This window comes from Pseudomonas sp. OST1909, assembly GCF_015277575.1.
Classification (GTDB): Bacteria; Pseudomonadota; Gammaproteobacteria; order Pseudomonadales; family Pseudomonadaceae; genus Aquipseudomonas; species Aquipseudomonas synxantha_A.
In genome coordinates this window covers 3,599,446-3,616,873 of record NZ_CP063780.1, presented here as the reverse complement: position 1 = coordinate 3,616,873, position 17,428 = coordinate 3,599,446, and the positions used below count along the sequence as shown (strand labels likewise).

17 protein-coding genes are annotated in these 17,428 nt (G+C 60.4%); 7 read left to right on the top strand and 10 right to left on the bottom strand.

Annotated features, from left to right (window positions below; translation table 11 throughout):
* Window positions 1-29 precede the first annotated feature (29 nt).
* On the bottom strand, window positions 30-746 hold the full coding sequence (pcsA, locus tag IH404_RS15735; protein ID WP_032875693.1) for a phosphatidylcholine synthase: 717 nt from the start codon (window positions 744-746) through the stop codon (window positions 30-32).
* Between the two features lie 148 nt (window positions 747-894).
* A complete protein-coding gene (locus tag IH404_RS15730) occupies window positions 895-1,815 on the bottom strand; it encodes a class I SAM-dependent methyltransferase (protein ID WP_194438369.1) in 921 nt (306 codons plus the stop codon).
* 191 nt (window positions 1,816-2,006) lie between these two features.
* On the opposite strand from IH404_RS15730, the gene mdeB reads away from it, so the two are divergent.
* The gene (gene mdeB / locus IH404_RS15725) at window positions 2,007-4,685 is read left to right on the top strand and encodes an alpha-ketoglutarate dehydrogenase (protein ID WP_194438368.1); all 2,679 of its coding nucleotides are present in this window, start codon (window positions 2,007-2,009) and stop codon (window positions 4,683-4,685) included.
* Window positions 4,686-4,725: 40 nt separating this feature from the next.
* On the opposite strand, the gene IH404_RS15720 is transcribed toward mdeB, so the two are convergent.
* Window positions 4,726-5,211, bottom strand: a complete 486-nt coding sequence (locus IH404_RS15720; protein ID WP_005788526.1) for a DUF1289 domain-containing protein — start codon at window positions 5,209-5,211, stop codon at window positions 4,726-4,728.
* A gap of 185 nt (window positions 5,212-5,396) precedes the next feature.
* Here IH404_RS15720 and IH404_RS15715 point away from each other — a divergent pair, with 185 nt between their 5' ends.
* Window positions 5,397-5,696: a putative quinol monooxygenase gene (locus tag IH404_RS15715; RefSeq protein WP_005788525.1), complete on the top strand. Its 300-nt coding sequence runs from the start codon at window positions 5,397-5,399 to the stop codon at window positions 5,694-5,696.
* Window positions 5,697-5,742: 46 nt separating this feature from the next.
* Here the strand turns inward: IH404_RS15715 and IH404_RS15710 are convergent, their stop codons facing one another.
* On the bottom strand, window positions 5,743-6,993 hold the full coding sequence (locus IH404_RS15710) for a ribonucleotide-diphosphate reductase subunit beta (RefSeq protein WP_005788524.1): 1,251 nt from the start codon (window positions 6,991-6,993) through the stop codon (window positions 5,743-5,745).
* A gap of 377 nt (window positions 6,994-7,370) precedes the next feature.
* Between IH404_RS15710 and IH404_RS15705 the strand changes: the two genes are divergently transcribed.
* Window positions 7,371-7,586 (top strand): TOBE domain-containing protein, encoded by a 216-nt coding sequence (locus tag IH404_RS15705; RefSeq protein WP_003173733.1) that lies wholly within the window; start codon window positions 7,371-7,373, stop codon window positions 7,584-7,586.
* Between the two features lie 56 nt (window positions 7,587-7,642).
* Here the strand turns inward: IH404_RS15705 and IH404_RS15700 are convergent, their stop codons facing one another.
* The gene (locus tag IH404_RS15700) at window positions 7,643-8,788 is read right to left on the bottom strand and encodes a PatB family C-S lyase (RefSeq protein WP_194438367.1); all 1,146 of its coding nucleotides are present in this window, start codon (window positions 8,786-8,788) and stop codon (window positions 7,643-7,645) included.
* Between the two features lie 225 nt (window positions 8,789-9,013).
* On the opposite strand from IH404_RS15700, the gene ggt reads away from it, so the two are divergent.
* A complete protein-coding gene (gene ggt, locus IH404_RS15695; protein WP_005788522.1) occupies window positions 9,014-10,738 on the top strand; it encodes a gamma-glutamyltransferase in 1,725 nt (574 codons plus the stop codon).
* A 120-nt stretch (window positions 10,739-10,858) separates the two neighbouring features.
* Here the strand turns inward: ggt and IH404_RS15690 are convergent, their stop codons facing one another.
* From IH404_RS15690 to IH404_RS15680, 3 genes are all read right to left on the bottom strand, one after another.
* Complete coding sequence (locus IH404_RS15690) at window positions 10,859-11,383, bottom strand: AAA family ATPase (RefSeq protein WP_005788521.1); 525 nt, start codon at window positions 11,381-11,383, stop codon at window positions 10,859-10,861.
* Window positions 11,380-11,943, bottom strand: coding sequence for a nicotinamide riboside transporter PnuC (gene pnuC / locus IH404_RS15685; RefSeq protein WP_194438364.1), 564 nt, complete (start codon window positions 11,941-11,943; stop codon window positions 11,380-11,382). The genes IH404_RS15690 and pnuC overlap by 4 nt, the downstream gene beginning before the upstream one ends.
* A gap of 242 nt (window positions 11,944-12,185) precedes the next feature.
* Complete coding sequence (locus IH404_RS15680; RefSeq protein WP_122734185.1) at window positions 12,186-13,820, bottom strand: methyl-accepting chemotaxis protein; 1,635 nt, start codon at window positions 13,818-13,820, stop codon at window positions 12,186-12,188.
* Window positions 13,821-14,047: 227 nt separating this feature from the next.
* Between IH404_RS15680 and IH404_RS15675 the strand changes: the two genes are divergently transcribed.
* Together IH404_RS15675 and IH404_RS15670 are read left to right on the top strand one after the other, a co-directional pair.
* Complete coding sequence (locus tag IH404_RS15675; protein WP_122734186.1) at window positions 14,048-14,878, top strand: undecaprenyl-diphosphate phosphatase; 831 nt, start codon at window positions 14,048-14,050, stop codon at window positions 14,876-14,878.
* A complete protein-coding gene (locus tag IH404_RS15670; RefSeq protein ID WP_122734187.1) occupies window positions 14,875-15,258 on the top strand; it encodes a DUF1294 domain-containing protein in 384 nt (127 codons plus the stop codon). The genes IH404_RS15675 and IH404_RS15670 overlap by 4 nt, the downstream gene beginning before the upstream one ends.
* On the opposite strand, the gene IH404_RS15665 is transcribed toward IH404_RS15670, so the two are convergent.
* Together IH404_RS15665 and IH404_RS15660 are read right to left on the bottom strand one after the other, a co-directional pair.
* Entirely contained in the window at window positions 15,247-15,603 is a 357-nt protein-coding gene (locus IH404_RS15665) for an MmcQ/YjbR family DNA-binding protein (protein WP_194438362.1), read from the bottom strand. The two genes, IH404_RS15670 and IH404_RS15665, sit on opposite strands and share 12 nt — an antisense overlap.
* Entirely contained in the window at window positions 15,600-16,508 is a 909-nt protein-coding gene (locus IH404_RS15660; RefSeq protein WP_005788515.1) for a LysR substrate-binding domain-containing protein, read from the bottom strand. The genes IH404_RS15665 and IH404_RS15660 overlap by 4 nt, the downstream gene beginning before the upstream one ends.
* Before the next feature lie 125 nt (window positions 16,509-16,633).
* On the opposite strand from IH404_RS15660, the gene IH404_RS15655 reads away from it, so the two are divergent.
* Window positions 16,634-17,245 (top strand): FMN-dependent NADH-azoreductase, encoded by a 612-nt coding sequence (locus tag IH404_RS15655; RefSeq protein WP_194438360.1) that lies wholly within the window; start codon window positions 16,634-16,636, stop codon window positions 17,243-17,245.
* The last annotated feature ends 183 nt before the right edge of the window (window positions 17,246-17,428 follow it).

Below are 17,428 nucleotides of genomic sequence, written 5' to 3'. Positions count from 1 at the left end.
CCTCCCACATTTTTACCGAGCCTGCTTGGTTATTTGTGCGCGCCCAGCCACTCCAGCGCCGTACGCCAGATGCAAATGCCCAGGAAATACGCCGACATCAGCGACCACAAGCCAAACGTCCACGGGTTGGTGTTGGGATAGTCCACCACCATCAAAAAGCTGCACAGCAACCAGATCGTAGTCACCGCAATATTGATCGGCATGAAGCGCTTGACCCGGAATGGGTGCAAAAACTTCATCGGTGTCACGGTCAACAGGGCCAGGCCGATCACGGTCAGCAAGGTGACCCAGGCGTCAGGCTGGATGATGTACACGCACAGGGCGACCACGTTCCATGCGGCGGGGAAGCCGACGAAGTAGTTGTCCTTGCTCTTCATGTTCACATTGCAAAAGCAGAACAGCGAAGACACCAGAATCACCGACACCGTAAACAGGTGGGTAAATTCCGGCAGGTCGATATAGCGGTAGATAAACAGTGCGGGGATGAACACATAGGTGAGGTAATCGATCACCAGGTCCAGGACCGAGCCGTCAAAGCTGGGCAATACCGTGCTGACATTCACCCGTCGCGCCAGCGAGCCATCGACGCCATCCACCACCAGCGCCAGGCCCAGCCACAGCAGGCATGCCTTGGGGGAGTTTTCCAGCAGCGCCAGGGTGGCCAGGAAGGCCAGTACCACACCGGTGGCAGTAAAGCCGTGGGCGCCCCAGGCTTTGAGTCTGGCTACATGCAGGGTGGATATCACGGGCGGTTCTCCAAAAGGTCAAACGGGGCAGCCGACAACGTAGCGCCGTCGAGTCTGGCCGGGTAATGCAGGTATCGACCGGGAAGAGGGGGATAAGGTTCACCGCCCGGTGTCTGCGTAAGCGTAGCAAGCGTAGGACGATTCGGCATCAACCCTGACGGAACACCAGGGCCTTCAGCCCACTTTGCGGATCGACGTCGGGGAATTCCGGCGGGTTGTCCAGGCGCTGCACAAAGCGCAGGCCCGGTGCCTCGCGGGTTACACCGTCGATCAGGAAATCTTCGCCGAAGGCTGGGTCGTTCATGCACGCCAGCACCGTACCTTGGGCGGTGAGCAAGTCCGGCAGGCGGCGCAGCACGCGCTGGTAGTCCTTGGTCAGCAGGAAGCTGCCTTTCTGGAACGACGGCGGATCGATGATCACCAGATCGTAAGGGCCGCTGTGGGTGACCTTGGCCCAGGACTTGAACAAGTCGTGGCCCAAAAAGGTGACTTTTCTCAAGTCATGCCCGTTCAGGCGATGGTTGTCGCGGCCACGACTGAGGGCGCCACGGGCCATGTCCAGGTTCACCACATGGTCGGCGCCGCCTTCGATGGCGGCCACCGAAAAACCGCAGGTATAGGCAAACAAATTCAGCACGCGCTGGCCTTGGGCCTGTTCGCGCACCCAGTTGCGCCCGTAGCGCATGTCCAGAAATAGCCCGCTGTTCTGCTTTTTACCCAGGTCGATCAGGTACCGCAGGCCGCCCTCGGTGATGGTCAGCTCATCGATGGCCTCACCCACTAACCACTCGGTGGTGCTTTGCGGCAGGTAGCGGTGTTGCATGGCCAAGGTGTGCGCGCCAAAGCTCGCCCAGTCGATGTTCAGCAGCGTCTGCTTGAGGGCTTGCAGGTGCTCGGTTTCCTTGAACAGCGCCACCAACACCACCCCTTGCAGCCAGTCCACCGTCAGTTGTTCCAGGCCCGGCCAGCAACGGCCGCGGCCATGGAACAGGCGCCGGGTTTCCACCGGTGCGTCAGCCAGGGCGGTCAGCAAGTGGGCGTGAAGGGTAGCGAGTGCGTCTGGGTTCATCGTTGTGCGTCAGTCATCGGGCGGGCGGCATTTTAAACACAATTGCCGGGTTTGCGGGTGCATGAGCACAACGTGCTGGAATAAAACCGATCTACAGTGATTTATGCTCAAAATTCTGTTGGGTGCGCCTCATAACAGGCAAAAAATCCTCCAGCACCGACATAAACTGGAAAAAAAGTCCGGAGGTGCCCATGAACGGTTTCGCCCACGCAGTCACTCACACGGCGCAGGATCAGCAGGAGCTGGATGAGTGGCGTGATGCCCTGGCCTCCCTGGTGGCCAATGCCGGCCCCGCCCGGGCCCGCGAAATTCTCGACCTGCTGGCCCGCGAAGGCGGTGCGCCGGGCATCGACTGGAAACCCCGCCACGGCACACCGTATATCAACAGCATCAGCGTCGAGCAGCAGTCGGCTTTTCCCGGCGACCTGGCAACCGAAGAGCGCCTCGCCTCGCTGGTGCGCTGGAATGCCCTGGCCATGGTGGTGCGCGCCAATCAGGCGTATGGCGAACTGGGCGGGCATATCGCCAGTTACGCTAGCGCCGCGGATTTGTTCGAAGTGGGCTTCAACCACTTTTTCCGCGCCCGCAGCGAGCAATCCGGCGGTGACCTGGTGTTCTACCAGCCCCATTCAGCACCCGGTATTTATGCCCGTGCCTACCTTGAAGGGCGCCTGACAGAACAGGATCTGGCCCACTACCGCCAAGAAATCGGTGGGCCGAAGGAGGGCGCTCGCGGGCTGTCCAGCTATCCCCATCCATGGTTGATGCCCGACTTCTGGCAGTTCCCCACCGGTTCCATGGGCATTGGCCCCATCAGCTCGATTTTCCAGGCGCGCTTTATGCGTTACCTGCAGCACCGCAGCTTGCAGGACACCTCGGACCGCCATGTATGGGGCGTGTTCGGCGACGGCGAAATGGACGAACCGGAAAGCATGTCAGCCCTGACCCTGGCCGCCCGCGAGGGCCTGGATAACCTGACCTGGGTCGTCAACTGCAACCTGCAACGCCTCGACGGCCCGGTACGCGGCAATGGGCGCATCATCGACGAGTTGGAGGCCTTGTTCAGCGGCGCCGGTTGGAACGTGATCAAACTGGTGTGGGGCTCGGACTGGGATGCGTTGCTCGCCAAGGACGCCGACGGCTCATTGGTCCGAACCCTTTCGCAGACCGTGGATGGCCAGTTCCAAACCTTCGCCGCCAAGGATGGCGCCTATAACCGCGAGCATTTTTTTGGCCAGAGTGAATCCCTGGCCAAGCTGGTCGAGAGCCTGAGCGATGAGCAGATCGACCGCCTCAAGCGTGGCGGCCATGACATGGTCAAGATCCACGCCGCTTACCACGCTGCCCGCCGGACCAAGGGCAAACCCACGGTGATCCTGGCCCAGACCAAAAAAGGTTTTGGCATGGGCGAAGCCGGGCAGGGCAAGATGACCACTCACCAACAGAAGAAGCTTGATCGCCAGGCGCTGATTGCCTTTCGCAATCGCTTCCAATTGCCGCTGTCGGATGAGCAGGTCGAGTCCTTGAGTTTTTTCAAGCCGGCCGATGACAGCCTGGAATTGCGCTACCTGCACCAGCGCCGCAAGGCCCTGGGCGGTTACGTGCCCAGCCGCAGCCAGCTTGCCGCGCGTGTCAGTGTGCCGTCGATGAGCGGTTATGCGGGTTTCGCCACGGCCGCCGAAGGCAAGGAAATGTCTACCACCATGGCCTTCGTCCGTATGCTCACCCACTTGCTCAAAGACGGACAATTGGGGCCGCGCATCGTGCCCATCGTTGCCGACGAGGCGCGTACGTTTGGCATGGCCAACCTGTTCAAGCAGATTGGCATCTACTCCAGTGTCGGCCAGCACTATGAGCCGGAAGACATCGGCTCGATCCTCAGTTACCGCGAAGCCACCGACGGGCAGATCCTGGAAGAAGGCATCAGCGAAGCCAGCGCCATCAGTTCCTGGGTGGCCGCCGCGACCAGTTACTCGGTGCATGGCCTGCGCATGTTGCCCTTCTATATCTATTACTCGATGTTCGGTTTTCAGCGCGTGGGCGACCTGATCTGGGCGGCTGCCGACCAGCGTGCCCGGGGCTTCCTGCTCGGCGCCACGGCCGGGCGCACCACCCTGGGCGGCGAAGGTTTGCAGCATCAGGACGGCAGCAGCCACCTTGCTGCCGCCGCCGTGCCCAATTGCCGCGCCTACGATCCAGCGTTCGCCGGTGAGTTTGCGGTGATCCTCGACCACGGTATGCGTCGGATGCTGGAGCAGGATGTCGACGAGTTCTACTACGTGACGCTGATGAACGAAAACTACGCGCAACCCAGCCTGCCGGAAGGCGTGGAAGGCGCGATCATCAAGGGCATGTATCGCTTGCAGGGTACGCAGGACGCGCAGGTGCGCCTGCTCGGCTCCGGCACGCTGGTGCGTGAGGCCCTGGCGGCGGCGCAGTTGCTGATGGACGACTGGCAGGTGCAAAGCGCGGTGTACAGCGTCACCAGCTTCAGTGAACTGGCGCGGCAAGCGAGAGAGGTGGAGCGCTGGAATCGCCTGCATCCGCAGAGCATCAAGCGTGTCAGTCATTTGCATGACTGTTTGCCCAAAGGCGCACCGGTGATTGCCGTGTCCGACTATGTGCGGGCAGTGCCGCAGATGATTGGCTCGTACGTGGATTCGGGCTACACCGTGCTCGGCACCGATGGGTTTGGGCGCAGTGATACACGGGCGGCGTTGCGTGATTTCTTTGAGGTGGATCGGCACCATATTGTGCTGGCAGCGTTGACGGCATTGGTGGAGCAGGGGAGTTTGGCGCCGGCGGTGTGTCAGCGCGCGATTCATCTCTACGGGTTGCAGCCAGAACGGGATGCGCCCTGGACCTGCTGATTGTGGGAGGGGCGGTGCGACGATTCGACTTGCTCCCACATTAGAGTGTGGCGATCAGGGCTGGCCCGAAGGCGTCCTTGAGGAAACCCGGGGCGATATAGCGCTCGTAATGCGCTTCTGAAAGCAGAAAGAATTCCCGATCTATCGCATCGCGCAAATCCGCCAAGTGGCGCTCGCGAAACTCCGGCAGCAATGCCAATCCATAGGCATCCAGCCTGGAAATCACCCGCGCACCCCGCGCGATCAGCTGGTATGCCCAGCAATACGGCGACTGGTGCGGCATAAAGCGAATCTTGCGGGCCTCCAGCTGCTGTCGCAGGCAGTGTGGGTCGAACACTTCCAGCTTGCTGGCCATCACCTGCACCAGTAGCTGTTCCAGGCGCAGCCATACCGCCTGTTTTTCCTCGGCGTTATAGCCATTCCACTGGATCACCTCGTGGTGATAGCGCTTGCAGCCCCGACAGACCAGATCACCGTAGACGGTGGAGCACAGGCCGACGCAAGGGGTCTTGATGGAGTGCGGCATTTTCAAGCCTTTGAAGAAAGTGTAAGCGTGTTTAGTCGGTGTTTCTGCGTCGCCAAATGGGCAACGATGGCTTCAATCCATTGCGAGCGACACCCATGAGAACACCAATCAAACCCTGGCTGTATGCCGTGATGTTCACCGCTGTTGCCGGCTGTTCCAACCCACCCACTCATAGAGACATCGCCATGCCAAAACCCCTGGTATCCCTCGCCGTACTCAAGGCAAAACCTGGCCAAGAGCACGCGCTCAAGACTGGCTTGCTGAGCCTGATCGAACCGACGCGGGCCGAACCTGGCAATCTGGATTACGTGTTGTTCGAGCGACGCGATGAACCCGGCACGTTCTATATGCGCGAGGCATTCAAGAGCCAGGCAGCACTGGATGAGCATTTTGCCACGCCGTACTTCCAGCACTTTGCCGCCACGGCGGATGCTTTGCTCAGCGAGCCGTTGCAGTTGATTTTCCTGGAGCAGGTGTCGGACTGACGCCATTGACTGTAGGAGCGAGCTTGCTCGCTCCTACAGGGTTACGTCAGTCCCAGCTCAGCGCACCACCTGTTTGATACTCGATCACACGGGTCTCGAAGAAGTTTTTCTCTTTCTTCAAGTCCATGATCTCGCTCATCCACGGGAACGGGTTGGTGGTGCCTGGGTACTCTTCCTTCAAGCCAATCTGCGACAGGCGACGGTTGGCGATGAACTTGAGGTAATCCTCCATCATCGCCGCGTTCATACCGAGCACACCGCGAGGCATGGTGTCGCGCGCATATTCAATCTCTAGCTGCGTGCCCTGCAAAATCATCTGGGTCGCTTCTTCCTTCATCTCGGCATCCCACAAGTGCGGGTTTTCGATTTTGATCTGGTTGATCACATCGATACCGAAGTTCAGGTGCATCGACTCATCGCGCAGGATGTACTGGAACTGCTCGGCCACGCCGGTCATCTTGTTGCGGCGGCCCATGGACAGGATCTGGGTGAAGCCGCAGTAGAAGAAGATGCCTTCCAGCACGCAGTAGTAAGCGACCAGGTTACGCAGCAGTTCCTTGTCGGTCTCGACGGTGCCGGTTTCGAACTTCGGATCGGAGATCGAGCGGGTGTACTTGAGGCCCCAGGCTGCCTTTTTGGCGACCGATGGAATCTCGTGGTACATGTTGAAGATCTCGCCTTCATCCATGGCCAGCGATTCGATGCAGTACTGGTAGGCGTGGGTGTGGATCGCTTCTTCGAAGGCCTGGCGCAGGATGTACTGGCGGCACTCCGGGTTGGTGATCAGGCGGTACACGGCCAGCACCAGGTTATTGGCGACCAGGGAGTCGGCGGTGGAGAAGAAGCCCAGATTGCGCATGACGATGCGGCGTTCGTCGTCGGTCAGGCCTTCGGGGTTTTTCCACAGGGCGATGTCGGCGGTCATGTTGACCTCTTGCGGCATCCAGTGGTTGGCGCAGCCGTCGAGGTATTTCTGCCAAGCCCAGTCGTACTTGAAAGGCACGAGTTGGTTGAGGTCGGCGCGGCAGTTGATCATGCGCTTTTCGTCTACGGCGACGCGGGCGGCGGAGCCTTCCAGCTCGGCGAGGCCTTCGGCGACGTCGAGTTTGTCCAGGGCGGCCTTGGCGCGGATGATCGCGGCGGAGTCGTTGGCGGTCACGTTGCGCGCCTCCAGGGCAGCAGCGGCGCCGGCACCGTCGAGGCGGTCCATGTTGGCTTCGCTTGCATGGCCGGCGTTGGCGCCTTTGATCACCGCTGCACCGGTGTCTTCGTTGTCGACTTCATCCCAACTCAGCATTGAAATACTCCCTTCTGATCCGTTCTGACGGTGTTCAACCCGTCCAAAAAATGTGCGATTTGCAGGCTACCAGGCATTGAAATACTGCGCTGAGTGTGGTCGGTAAATACCGATTCTGCACACTATGTAGTGGTCTGTTCTGTTTGTGGGCACACTATATGGTGTGTAACAAGGTTGGTCAACGCACAAGATATGCGGTCGTACGTCGCTGTCGAGCGTGCGGCGCCGGGCAGATGGGCGCCGAAGGATATTCGTCTCATATATCATTATGGAATGGATAAATAGTTATTTATTCCTTTTAATGTTTTCTCGTGAGGCGCATTTTGGGGGCCTGCGCATTCGTGCGGATTGACCCAACAGCCAAAAGGAAAGCCGACATGACCATCAAAGCGATCAACGTGCGCAACCAGTTCAAAGGCGTAATCAAGGAAATTCTGCTGGGGGAAGTCGTGTCGGAAATCGACGTGCAGACGGCGTCCGGCATTGTTACTTCGGTGATTACCACGCGCTCGGTACGTGACCTGGAATTGAAGGTGGGCAGCGAAGTGATTGCTTTTGTGAAGTCGACGGAAGTGTCCATCGCCAAGTTGTGAATGGATAACGTGGGTGGGGATTGCTCACCCCTCCCACGAATGCTTCGCTGGGCAAGTCAGCGCTGGCGCAAGGCACGTTCCATGCGTTGTATACCTTCCTCGAGCATCGCCCGTGGGCAACCGAAGTTCAGGCGCACGAACTGTTGGCTGTCATCGCCAAATTCAATCCCGGCACTCAGGCCGACCCTGGCCTGTTCCAGAAAGAACCGTTGCGGGTCTTCCAGGCCCAATGCGCTGCAATCGAGCCACGCCAGGAAGGTACCTTGTGGTGCGTGCATCACTACACCGGGCAGGCGGGTCTTTAGCGCATCGAGCAGGTAATCACGGTTGGCCTGCAGGTACTGCAACAGCGCAGCGAGCCAGTCGCCGCATTGGCTGTAGGCCGCGCGAGTGGCTTCCAGGCCCAGGGGGCTGACGCTGTCGACCATGCCGCAGCGCGCGTTATTGAAGCGCTCGCGCAGCTCGGCGTTTTGCACCACGGCGAAGCAGGTCTTCAAACCCGCCACGTTATACGCCTTGCTCGCCGACATCAGGGTGATGGTGCGTTGGGCAATTTCGGGGCTGAGGCTGGCGGTGGGGATATGCCGACGACCATCGAAGCACAGCTCGGCATGAATCTCGTCGCTGATGATCAGCGCGCCGCTGTCAAGGCAGGCGTCGGCCACGGCCTGCAGTTCTTCGCGGGGGAATACTTTGCCGATGGGATTGTGCGGGTTACTCAGCAGCAGCGCACCGGCACCGCTCAATGCCTGGCGCATCGCAGGCATTGGCGTGACGTATTCGCCGTTGATCAACTCGAACGGCATTTCGATGCGCGGCAGGTTCCAGTTGCCGGGTGCCAGGCGAATCGGCCGGTAGTTGGGGGTTTGCAGCACTACCGCCTGACCGGGTTGGACGAAGGCGTGCAAGGCCATGTTGAACCCAGGCTCGACGCCAGGCAGAAATAGCAGTTCTTCAGGTTGTACGCGCCAGGCGTACTTGGCCCACAGGTCCGCGATGATGGCCTCGCGCACATCCGGGCCGGCCATGCTGTAGCCAAGAATCTGTTGGTCGAGGCGCGTGTGCAGGGCTTGCAATACAGCGGGCGGCGCGGCGATGTCCATATCGGCGATCCACATCGGCAGAACGTCTTGCGGGTAACGGCTCCACTTGGTACTGCCGGTACCGTGGCGTGGGTGGAGCGTGTCGAAATCAAAGCTCATGAAAAAGGCTCGTATCAAAGCGGCGGCGAAAAAGTGGCGCTGATTCTAGCGCCATTGACGGTACAAATGTGGGAGGGACTTGCTCCCTCCCACATCGATTTATTCGCCGTTTCGTTGTGCGTCCGTTCCATGGCCGACAAGTTCTGTAATAAAAACGCCATTGCGCTGGGGATTGAATCGGGGAGGGGCTATTTTGGTGCATCTCAATAACCAGAGTAGCCATGGATGAAATACCAACCTTTGCGCCGAACCTTGATCGCCACCGCGTTGGTGTTGACGGTCAACGGAGTACAAGCCGCTTCCCAGGCGCCGGTAGCCGGTGAAAATGGCATGGTGGTGACGGCCCAGCACCTGGCCACCCATGTCGGCGTGGATGTGCTCAAGGCCGGCGGCAACGCAGTGGATGCAGCCGTTGCCGTGGGCTACGCGCTGGCGGTGGTGTACCCGGCGGCGGGTAACCTCGGTGGCGGCGGTTTCATGACCGTGCAACTGGCGGACGGACGCAAGACCTTCCTCGACTTCCGCGAAAAGGCCCCGTTGGCGGCCACCGCCGACATGTATCTGGACAAGGCCGGCAATGTGGTCGAGGGCCTCAGCGCCAAAGGCCATTTGGCGGTCGGCGTACCGGGTACTGTTTCCGGTATGGAACTGGCCCTGAGCAAATACGGCACTCTCAAGCGCGCCCAGGTGATTGCCCCGGCGATCAAACTGGCGGAAAACGGCTTTGAGCTGGAGCAGGGCGATATCGACCTGTTGCACACCGCCACTGGCGAATTCGAGAAAGACCAGGATTTGCGCGGGATCTTCCTGCACAACGGCCAACCGCTGCAGGTGGGCCAGAAATTGGTGCAAAAAGACCTGGCCAGGACCCTCAAGGAAATCTCCGCCAAGGGCACCGACGGTTTCTATAAAGGTTGGGTGGCCAAGGCCTTGGTGGATTCCAGCCAGGCCGGCAAGGGCATCATCACCCAGGCCGACCTCGACAAGTACAAGACCCGCGAACTGGCGCCCATCGAGTGCGATTACCGTGGTTACCATGTGGTCTCGGCGCCGCCACCCAGTTCGGGCGGCGTGGTGATCTGCCAGATCATGAACATCCTCGAAGGCTACCCGATGGCCGACCTCGGTTATCACTCGGCCCAGGGCTTGCACTACCAGATCGAAGCGATGCGCCATGCCTACGTGGACCGCAACAGCTACCTCGGCGATCCGGATTTCGTGAAGAACCCGATCGAGCATCTGCTGGACAAGAACTACGCCACCAAGCTGCGCGCTGCCATCGAGCCGCAAAAGGCCGGTGATTCCCAGGCGATCAAGCCAGGGGTGTCACCCCACGAAGGCAACAACACCACTCACTATTCGATCGTCGACAAATGGGGCAACGCGGTCTCGGTGACCTACACCCTCAACGACTGGTTTGGTGCCGGGGTGATGGCGAGCAAGACCGGGGTGATCCTCAACGATGAAATGGACGACTTCACCGTCAAGGTCGGCGTGCCGAACATGTACGGGCTGGTGCAGGGCGAAGCCAACGCTATCGCTCCGGGCAAGGCGCCGCTGTCGTCGATGAGCCCGACCATCGTCACCAAGGACGGCAAGGCGGTCATGGTGGTCGGCACGCCAGGTGGCAGCCGCATCATCACCGCCACCTTGCTGACCATCCTGAATGTGATCGACTACAAGATGAATATCCAGGAAGCGGTCGACGCACCACGCTTCCATCAGCAATGGATGCCCGAGACCACTAACCTTGAGACCTTTGCGGTCAGCCCGGATACCCAGAAGATCCTCGAAAGCTGGGGCCATAAGTTTGCAGGCCCCCAAGATGCCAACCACTTGGCCGCGATCCTGGTAGGCGCGCCTTCCCTGGGTGGCAAGCCAGTGGGTAACAATCGTTTCTATGGGGCGAACGATCCGCGGCGCAACACGGGCTTGTCGTTGGGTTACTAAAGCCTGGTACGGTAAAAAATGTGGGAGCGGGCTTGCCCGCGAAAGCGGTGGGTCAGTCTATGCATTTGCTAGCTGATACATAGCATTCGCGGGCAAGCCCGCTCCCACAGGGGAAGTGTGTCAGCGCTTGAGCAACTGCTCTACTGCGGAAAATGCCGCCTGGCGACGCTGCTCCCAATCCCCGCGAATCACCACCACCGGCTGTTGATGCTCTTGCATCCACTCCAGGCTGGCCTGGAAAAACGCCCGGCGGTCGGCCAGTTCCGGCTGGCAGCGCTGGCCATCGGCGCTCCATTCCACGTCCTCGGGGGAGAGCAGCAGGTGCAGGTCGTACTGCCGGGCCAGCAGTTCGTCATCAAGCCAACCGGGGTAATCGCCAAACAGGGTCTGGCTCCATAGCCTGTTGGTCAGCAGGTGGGTGTCGAGGATCAACAGCGCAGGATGCCGGGCGCGGGCGCTGTCTTCCCAGGCTAATTGGCCATGGGCGATGGCGGGGATATCCGCCAGGGTCGTGTCACGCTGATGGTGATCGATGAAATGCCGCACGTATTCACCCACCATCACCCCGCCGAAGTACGCGTGCAGTTGCGCCGCCAACCAGCTTTTGCCGCTGGATTCGGGGCCTGCCAGTACCACCACCTTCATGAGTGCAACGCCGGGTCGGCGCGCCATTCGCGCCAGCCTTGTACCGCAATCACGGTAAACAGTGCATAGAGTGCCGCAGTGAGATAGAGGCCTTTGTAGAGAAACAGGCCGACAAAAATCACGTCAACGACAATCCACAGCGCCCAGCACTGCACGCGTTTTTGCGCCATCCACATCTGCGCCACCAGGCTGAAACCGGTGAGGGCGGCGTCGAGCCAGGGCTGGGCGGCGTCGGTCCAGTGGGCCATGGCGGCGCCAAGCAACAGGCTGCCGACGGCGCCTACGGCCAGGCTGATCATGATCGCAGGCGCTCGCAGGCTGGTGACCTGACGGCCCTGTTTGACTTCGCCGGCACGGGTCCATTGCCACCAGCCATACACCTGCAACGCGGCGTAGACCACTTGCAGCAGCATGTCGGAGTAGAGCTTGACCTCGAAAAACACCCAGGTGTAGAGCAGCACCATCACCAGGCCGATGGGCCAGCACCAAGGGTTTTGTTTGACCGTCAGCCAGACAGCGATCACCCCCAGGGCGGCGGCGAACAGTTCAAGCCCGGACATGGCGGATCCTTGGGAAGTGGGAGAGGGCGGTGATTGTACCCAGAGCTCAGCGATCCTCAAAACACAGCCATACAAATGTGGGAGGGGGCTTGCCCCATGCCCTGTGTAGGAGCGAGCTTGCTCGCGAAAAACCCAGAGGCGCCGCGTTTACTCAGGAAACACGCGTTACCGTTGACGTTTTTCGCGAGCAAGCTCGCTCCTACATAGGGCTAAGCAAGCCCCTTCCCACAATTTACCCGGCGCTAGATTCGGAATTGGCGCAGCAACCCATCAAGCTGTTCACTCAAGCCCCGCAACTGCGCACTCGCCACGCTGGATTGTTCCGCCGCCAGCGCCGTGCTGTGGGACAGCCCGGCCGCCTGGGTGACGTTCTGGTTGATGTCTTCCACCACATGGGCTTGTTGCAGGGTGGCGCTGGCAATCGAAGCATTCAACCCGTTGAGGTTATGCAGTGCCTGGCCGATGGCGGTGAGGCTGGCTCCGGCCTGGCCGGCCTGTTCGATGGTCAGTTGCGAGGCGCTGTGGCTGTCGCTGATGACCTTGACCGCCGCTTCCGAGTGGCCTTGCAGGCGCTCGATCATCACCTGGATTTCGGCGGTGGACTTTTGCGTGCGCTGGGCCAGCAAGCGCACTTCATCGGCAACCACCGCAAAGCCACGGCCTTGCTCCCCGGCGCGGGCGGCTTCGATGGCGGCGTTGAGGGCGAGCAGGTTGGTCTGGTCGGCGATGGAACGGATCACTTCGAGTACGCCGCCGATCTGCGTGCTTTCGCTGGAGAGCGTGCGGATTACCTCCACAGCCTGGCTGATGGTGGAGGAGAGCTGATCGATCTGCTGCAAACTGCCGTCAATATTCACTTGGCCCTGTTGCGCCTGGGCCTGGGCATCGCGCATTTCGCTGGCCGCGTGCTCGGCATTCTTGGCCACGTCCTGCACGCCGTAAGTGACTTCGTTGATGGCGGTGGCCACCAGTTCCATCTGCTGCGATTGCTGCTGGCTGCGGTCGTGGGCCTGGCTGGCGTTGTGGCCCAGCTCCGTGGATGACTGGCCCAGCGCGTTCGCGCACGTCTGCAGTTGGCCGACCACCTGGCGCAACTTGGCGGTGAAGCCATTGAAATGGCGGGCCAGCTGGGTAAGCTCGTCGCTGCCATGGGTGTCCAGGCTGCGGGTCAGGTCGCTTTCACCGCTGGCAATATTGCCCATGGCATTCACCGCCGCCTGCAACGGCTGCACGATACTGCGGGCGATCAGCACCACCAGCACGGCCATCATCAGTGCAATGCCCAGGCCGATTGCCGAGGCTTTCCATACCTGGGTCTTGAACTCGGCCTGCACATCATCCACGTACACGCCGGAGCCGATGATCCAGCCCCAGGGTTCGAACAGCTGGATATAGGAGGTTTTCTCCACCGGTGCGTCGGCGCCCGGTTTCGGCCAGCGATAGTTGACGATGCCGGCGCCCTTGGCCTTGGCCAGAATCACGAACTCATTGAACACGGCGAAACCATCCGGGTCACGAATCGCCGAGAGGTTCTGGCCATCGAGCTTGGGGTTGGCCGCGTGCATGATCATCACGGGGGTGAGGTCGTTGATCCAGAAGTAGTCATCGTGATCGTAGCGCAGGCCACGCACCGCGCTCAGGGCTTGCTGCTGCGCGGCGTCGCGGGTCAGTACCCCGGTTTTCTCCAGGTTCTGGTAATACCCGAGTACGCCGCTGGCGGTCTGCACCACGTGCTGGGTCTGCTGGCGCTTGGCCTGGTAGAGGTCGCCGTGGATCTGGTTCAGCATCAGCAGCCCCAAGGCCAGCAGCATCAACACGGCGACTATCAGGATCAGCCAAAGGCGGCGGCTGATCGACATGCTGCGCAAACTGTTCATCGTCCTGTCACTCCATGCTCTTTATAATTGTGGTGCTGCTTCGAGATTTCCGGCGTGTCTGATAGGCTTTCGGCCCGGAATCGAAAAACCTGAGTACTGCCTGATTTTTCACGGAATTTTTGCAGACCGGCGTTGAGAATCAACCGCGGGCGCTTGAGTGCGCTCGTCGTCAGTGAACTTTAAAAAAACTTAAGAGGCATGCCATGCGCATGACCTTTGGAGAGAGCATGGATTTTTGGACCGCCATACAGGCATTGATTCTCGGCATCGTCGAGGGGCTGACGGAGTTCCTGCCGATCTCCAGCACCGGGCACCAGATCATCGTCGCCGACCTGATCAATTTCGGCGGCGAGCGTTTCGAAGCTTTCAATATCATCATCCAGCTGGGCGCGATTCTCGCGGTGGTCTGGGAGTTTCGCCGCAAGATCCTCGATGTGGTCATCGGCCTGCCGACCCAGCCCAAGGCCCGGCGTTTCACCGTCAACCTGATCATCGCCGTATTGCCAGCGGTGGTACTCGGGGTGATTTTTGCCGACCTGATCAAGCATTACCTGTTCAACCCGATCACCGTCGCCAGTGCCCTGGTGGTCGGTGGGGTGATCATGTTGTGGGCCGAACAGCGCCAACATGCGGTGCGTGCTGAAACGGTGGATGACATTACCTGGAGAGACGCCCTCAAGGTCGGCCTGGCCCAGTGCCTGGCAATGATCCCGGGCACTTCGCGCTCCGGTGCGACGATCATCGGCGGCCTGTTGTTCGGCCTGTCGCGCAAGACGGCCACCGAGTTTTCGTTCTTCCTGGCCATGCCGACCATGGTCGGGGCAGCGGTGTACTCGGGCTACAAGTACCGCGATCTGTTCCAGCCGGCGGACTTCCCGGTATTCGCCATTGGTTTTGTCACCTCGTTCATCTTCGCCATGATCGCGGTCAAGGGCTTGCTCAAGTTCATCGCCAGCCACAGCTACGCAGTCTTTGCCTGGTACCGGATTGCGTTCGGCCTGGTCATCCTGGCGACCTGGCAATTCGGCTGGATCGACTGGACGGCCGTCAAGCCATGAGCATCCAGCATCCACGCCTGAAGGCGCTGATCTTTGTGTTGTTATGCGCCGCGCCACTGCTGGGTTCGGCGCTGCTATGGTATCGCGGCGAGACGGTGATCCCGCTGGCGGCGTATGGCGTGGTCAGCGTGGTGGCGTTCTTCCTGTACTGGAGCGACAAGCGCAAGGCGCAGACCGAGGGCAGGCGCACCCCGGAAAACATTCTGCACGCTGTCGAGCTGGCCGGCGGTTGGCCGGGTGCGCTGATTGCCCAGCAGGTGTTCCGACACAAGACGCGCAAGGTGTCTTACCAGGTGCTGTTCTGGGTGATCGTGCTGCTGCATCAGGTGTTTTGGCTGGACCAGCTGTTCCTGGGCGGTACGCTGCTTTCAATCCTCTAGCAACAAGCCGATCTGCGTGCGCTTGGGCAGTTTGCTGACCACCAGTTGGTGAGAGCGCTGCAACAAGCCACGCAGTTCGTCGGCGCCCAGCGGGTAGGGCGTATTCATGATGATCCACTGCGCCCGCGCCAGATACGGTGCGGGGTGGATGCCGGGGCGGTCGACGTGGCCCAGGAACAGTTCCTTGTCGACCTTGAACGCCAGCGAGTCGCCGCGCAGGTTCTGCAAGGCGAACATCTTGTTGCCGGCAATCGAGAACACCCGCACGCCGCCCCATTTATAATCTTCCCGCGCACCGGGCAGGGTCAGGCAGAACGCGGCCACTTGTGCTTCGGTCATGCTCATAGCAATCGATCTCCACAGCCTTTGAAGCCTTCTTCCAGGTAGTCGATCCACGCGCGGATCGCCGGCAGCACGCCGCGCCGATGCGGGTATACGGCTTGCAACCAGCCGCCCGGCAACGACCACTGCGGCAGCAGTTGCACCAGGCGGCCGCTGGCCAGTTCCTCTTCGCAATACATCATCGGCAGCACGGTGAAGCCGACGCCGAGCAGCGCGCTGGTCTTGCGCACGATAAAGTCTTCGATGCCCAGGCGGGCCTCCATCACCAACTCATGGGCGTTGCCCTGTGGGTCGATAATGCGTTGGTGCACCATGCGGTCCGCCTCAAGTGCGCCGAGTATGGGCAGTTGTTTGAGGTCTTCCAGGGTTTCGACTTGCCGATCACGCATGAAGCCAGGGCTGGCGACCAACACGGTATGCGCCTGGCGCAAGCGTTTGGTGACCAGCAGCGGGTCTTCGTCGCCCAACTCTCGCACGCGTAGCGCCACGTCAATGCCTTCGGCGACCAGGTCGACACGGCGATTGACCAAGGTCATGTCCAATTGCACCAACGGGTGCGCGGCCAGAAAGCCTGCCACCAATTCCGGCAGGATCTGCTGGGCCAGACCCACCGGGCACGTGACCCGCAGGCGTCCACGCGGCTCGCTGGACATGCTGGCCACCGCCTCGTCGGCCATCTCCGCTTCCAGCAACATGGCCTGGCAATGGCGCAGGTAGCGCTCGCCGACGGCGGTGAGGGTCAGTTGCCGGGTGGTGCGCTGCAACAGGCGTGCACCCAGGCGTTCTTCCAGCTCGGCGATGCGCCGTGACAGCCTGGACTTGGGAATCCCCAGCAGCCGGCCCGCCGCGGCGAAACCGCCGGCTTCGACGACTTTGGCGAAATAGTAGAGATCGTTGAGGTCTTGCATGGTCGGCCTATTGTCCTGTCAGTAGGACAAACTATCGCATTTCAGGTGGCTTATCGACTATTGGTTTCATGCGTAGCATCACCACCATCTGATCGCCACTGTCGATCCCACCTCGGAGATCCACCATGAAACTACTGCATATCGATTCCAGCATCCTCGGCGACAACTCGGCTTCCCGCCAACTCAGTGCCGGTGTGGTCAAGGCATGGCAAGCGGCTGAACCGGGTGTGCAAGTGACTTACCGTGACCTGGCCAGCGAAGGCATCAACCACTTCTCCGGCGCTACCCTGGGTGCACTGGGCACTGCGGCCGAACTGCGCGATGCCGCGCAAAAGCACGAGGCGGAACTGAGTGCATCGTCGCTGGCTGAATTCCTCGCCGCCGATGCCATAGTGGTAGGCGCACCGATGTACAACTTCACCATTCCTACTCAGTTGAAAGCCTGGATCGACCGCATCGCGGTTGCCGGCCAGACCTTCCGCTACACCGAAGCCGGCCCTGAAGGCCTGTGCGGTAACAAGAAGGTGATTATCGTGTCCACGGCCGGTGGCTTGCACGCGGATCAGGCATCTGGCGCGGCCCATGAAGGCTACTTGAAACTGCTGTTCGGTTTCCTCGGCATCACCAATATTGAAATCGTCCGCGCTGAAGGCCTGGCCTACGGTGATGAAGCGCGCAGCAAAGCATTGAGCGACGCCAACGTGCGGATCAACCAGCAGTTGTTCGCCGCCGCGTAAGGCTTGTGTAAATTAAGCCGTTGCCCGGTTTCATTCTGAAGCCGGGCGCCTAAACTCTGTATTCTGATCGCCTGAACGCGAGCGGAGTACGGAGTTTTTTCGTTTGTGGCCCAGGTTATGCAGAGGTTATGCAGATAGGGATCCGATACCTGGACTTTTATTCGACATGCCGGTTCTTACGCA

Bases quoted from the DNA above. Each gene is read 5' to 3' on its own strand.
- IH404_RS15730 (WP_194438369.1), bottom strand. From the start codon at position 1,815: ATGAACCCAGACGCACTCGCTACCCTTCACGCCCACTTGCTGACCGCC.
- mdeB (WP_194438368.1), top strand. From the start codon at position 2,007: ATGAACGGTTTCGCCCACGCAGTCACTCACACGGCGCAGGATCAGCAG.
- IH404_RS15720 (WP_005788526.1), bottom strand. From the start codon at position 5,211: ATGCCGCACTCCATCAAGACCCCTTGCGTCGGCCTGTGCTCCACCGTC.
- IH404_RS15715 (WP_005788525.1), top strand. From the start codon at position 5,397: ATGCCAAAACCCCTGGTATCCCTCGCCGTACTCAAGGCAAAACCTGGC.
- IH404_RS15710 (WP_005788524.1), bottom strand. From the start codon at position 6,993: ATGCTGAGTTGGGATGAAGTCGACAACGAAGACACCGGTGCAGCGGTG.
- IH404_RS15705 (WP_003173733.1), top strand. From the start codon at position 7,371: ATGACCATCAAAGCGATCAACGTGCGCAACCAGTTCAAAGGCGTAATC.
- IH404_RS15700 (WP_194438367.1), bottom strand. From the start codon at position 8,788: ATGAGCTTTGATTTCGACACGCTCCACCCACGCCACGGTACCGGCAGT.
- ggt (WP_005788522.1), top strand. From the start codon at position 9,014: ATGAAATACCAACCTTTGCGCCGAACCTTGATCGCCACCGCGTTGGTG.
- IH404_RS15690 (WP_005788521.1), bottom strand. From the start codon at position 11,383: ATGAAGGTGGTGGTACTGGCAGGCCCCGAATCCAGCGGCAAAAGCTGG.
- pnuC (WP_194438364.1), bottom strand. From the start codon at position 11,943: ATGTCCGGGCTTGAACTGTTCGCCGCCGCCCTGGGGGTGATCGCTGTC.
- IH404_RS15680 (WP_122734185.1), bottom strand. From the start codon at position 13,820: ATGAACAGTTTGCGCAGCATGTCGATCAGCCGCCGCCTTTGGCTGATC.
- IH404_RS15675 (WP_122734186.1), top strand. From the start codon at position 14,048: ATGGATTTTTGGACCGCCATACAGGCATTGATTCTCGGCATCGTCGAG.
- IH404_RS15670 (WP_122734187.1), top strand. From the start codon at position 14,875: ATGAGCATCCAGCATCCACGCCTGAAGGCGCTGATCTTTGTGTTGTTA.
- IH404_RS15665 (WP_194438362.1), bottom strand. From the start codon at position 15,603: ATGAGCATGACCGAAGCACAAGTGGCCGCGTTCTGCCTGACCCTGCCC.
- IH404_RS15660 (WP_005788515.1), bottom strand. From the start codon at position 16,508: ATGCAAGACCTCAACGATCTCTACTATTTCGCCAAAGTCGTCGAAGCC.
- IH404_RS15655 (WP_194438360.1), top strand. From the start codon at position 16,634: ATGAAACTACTGCATATCGATTCCAGCATCCTCGGCGACAACTCGGCT.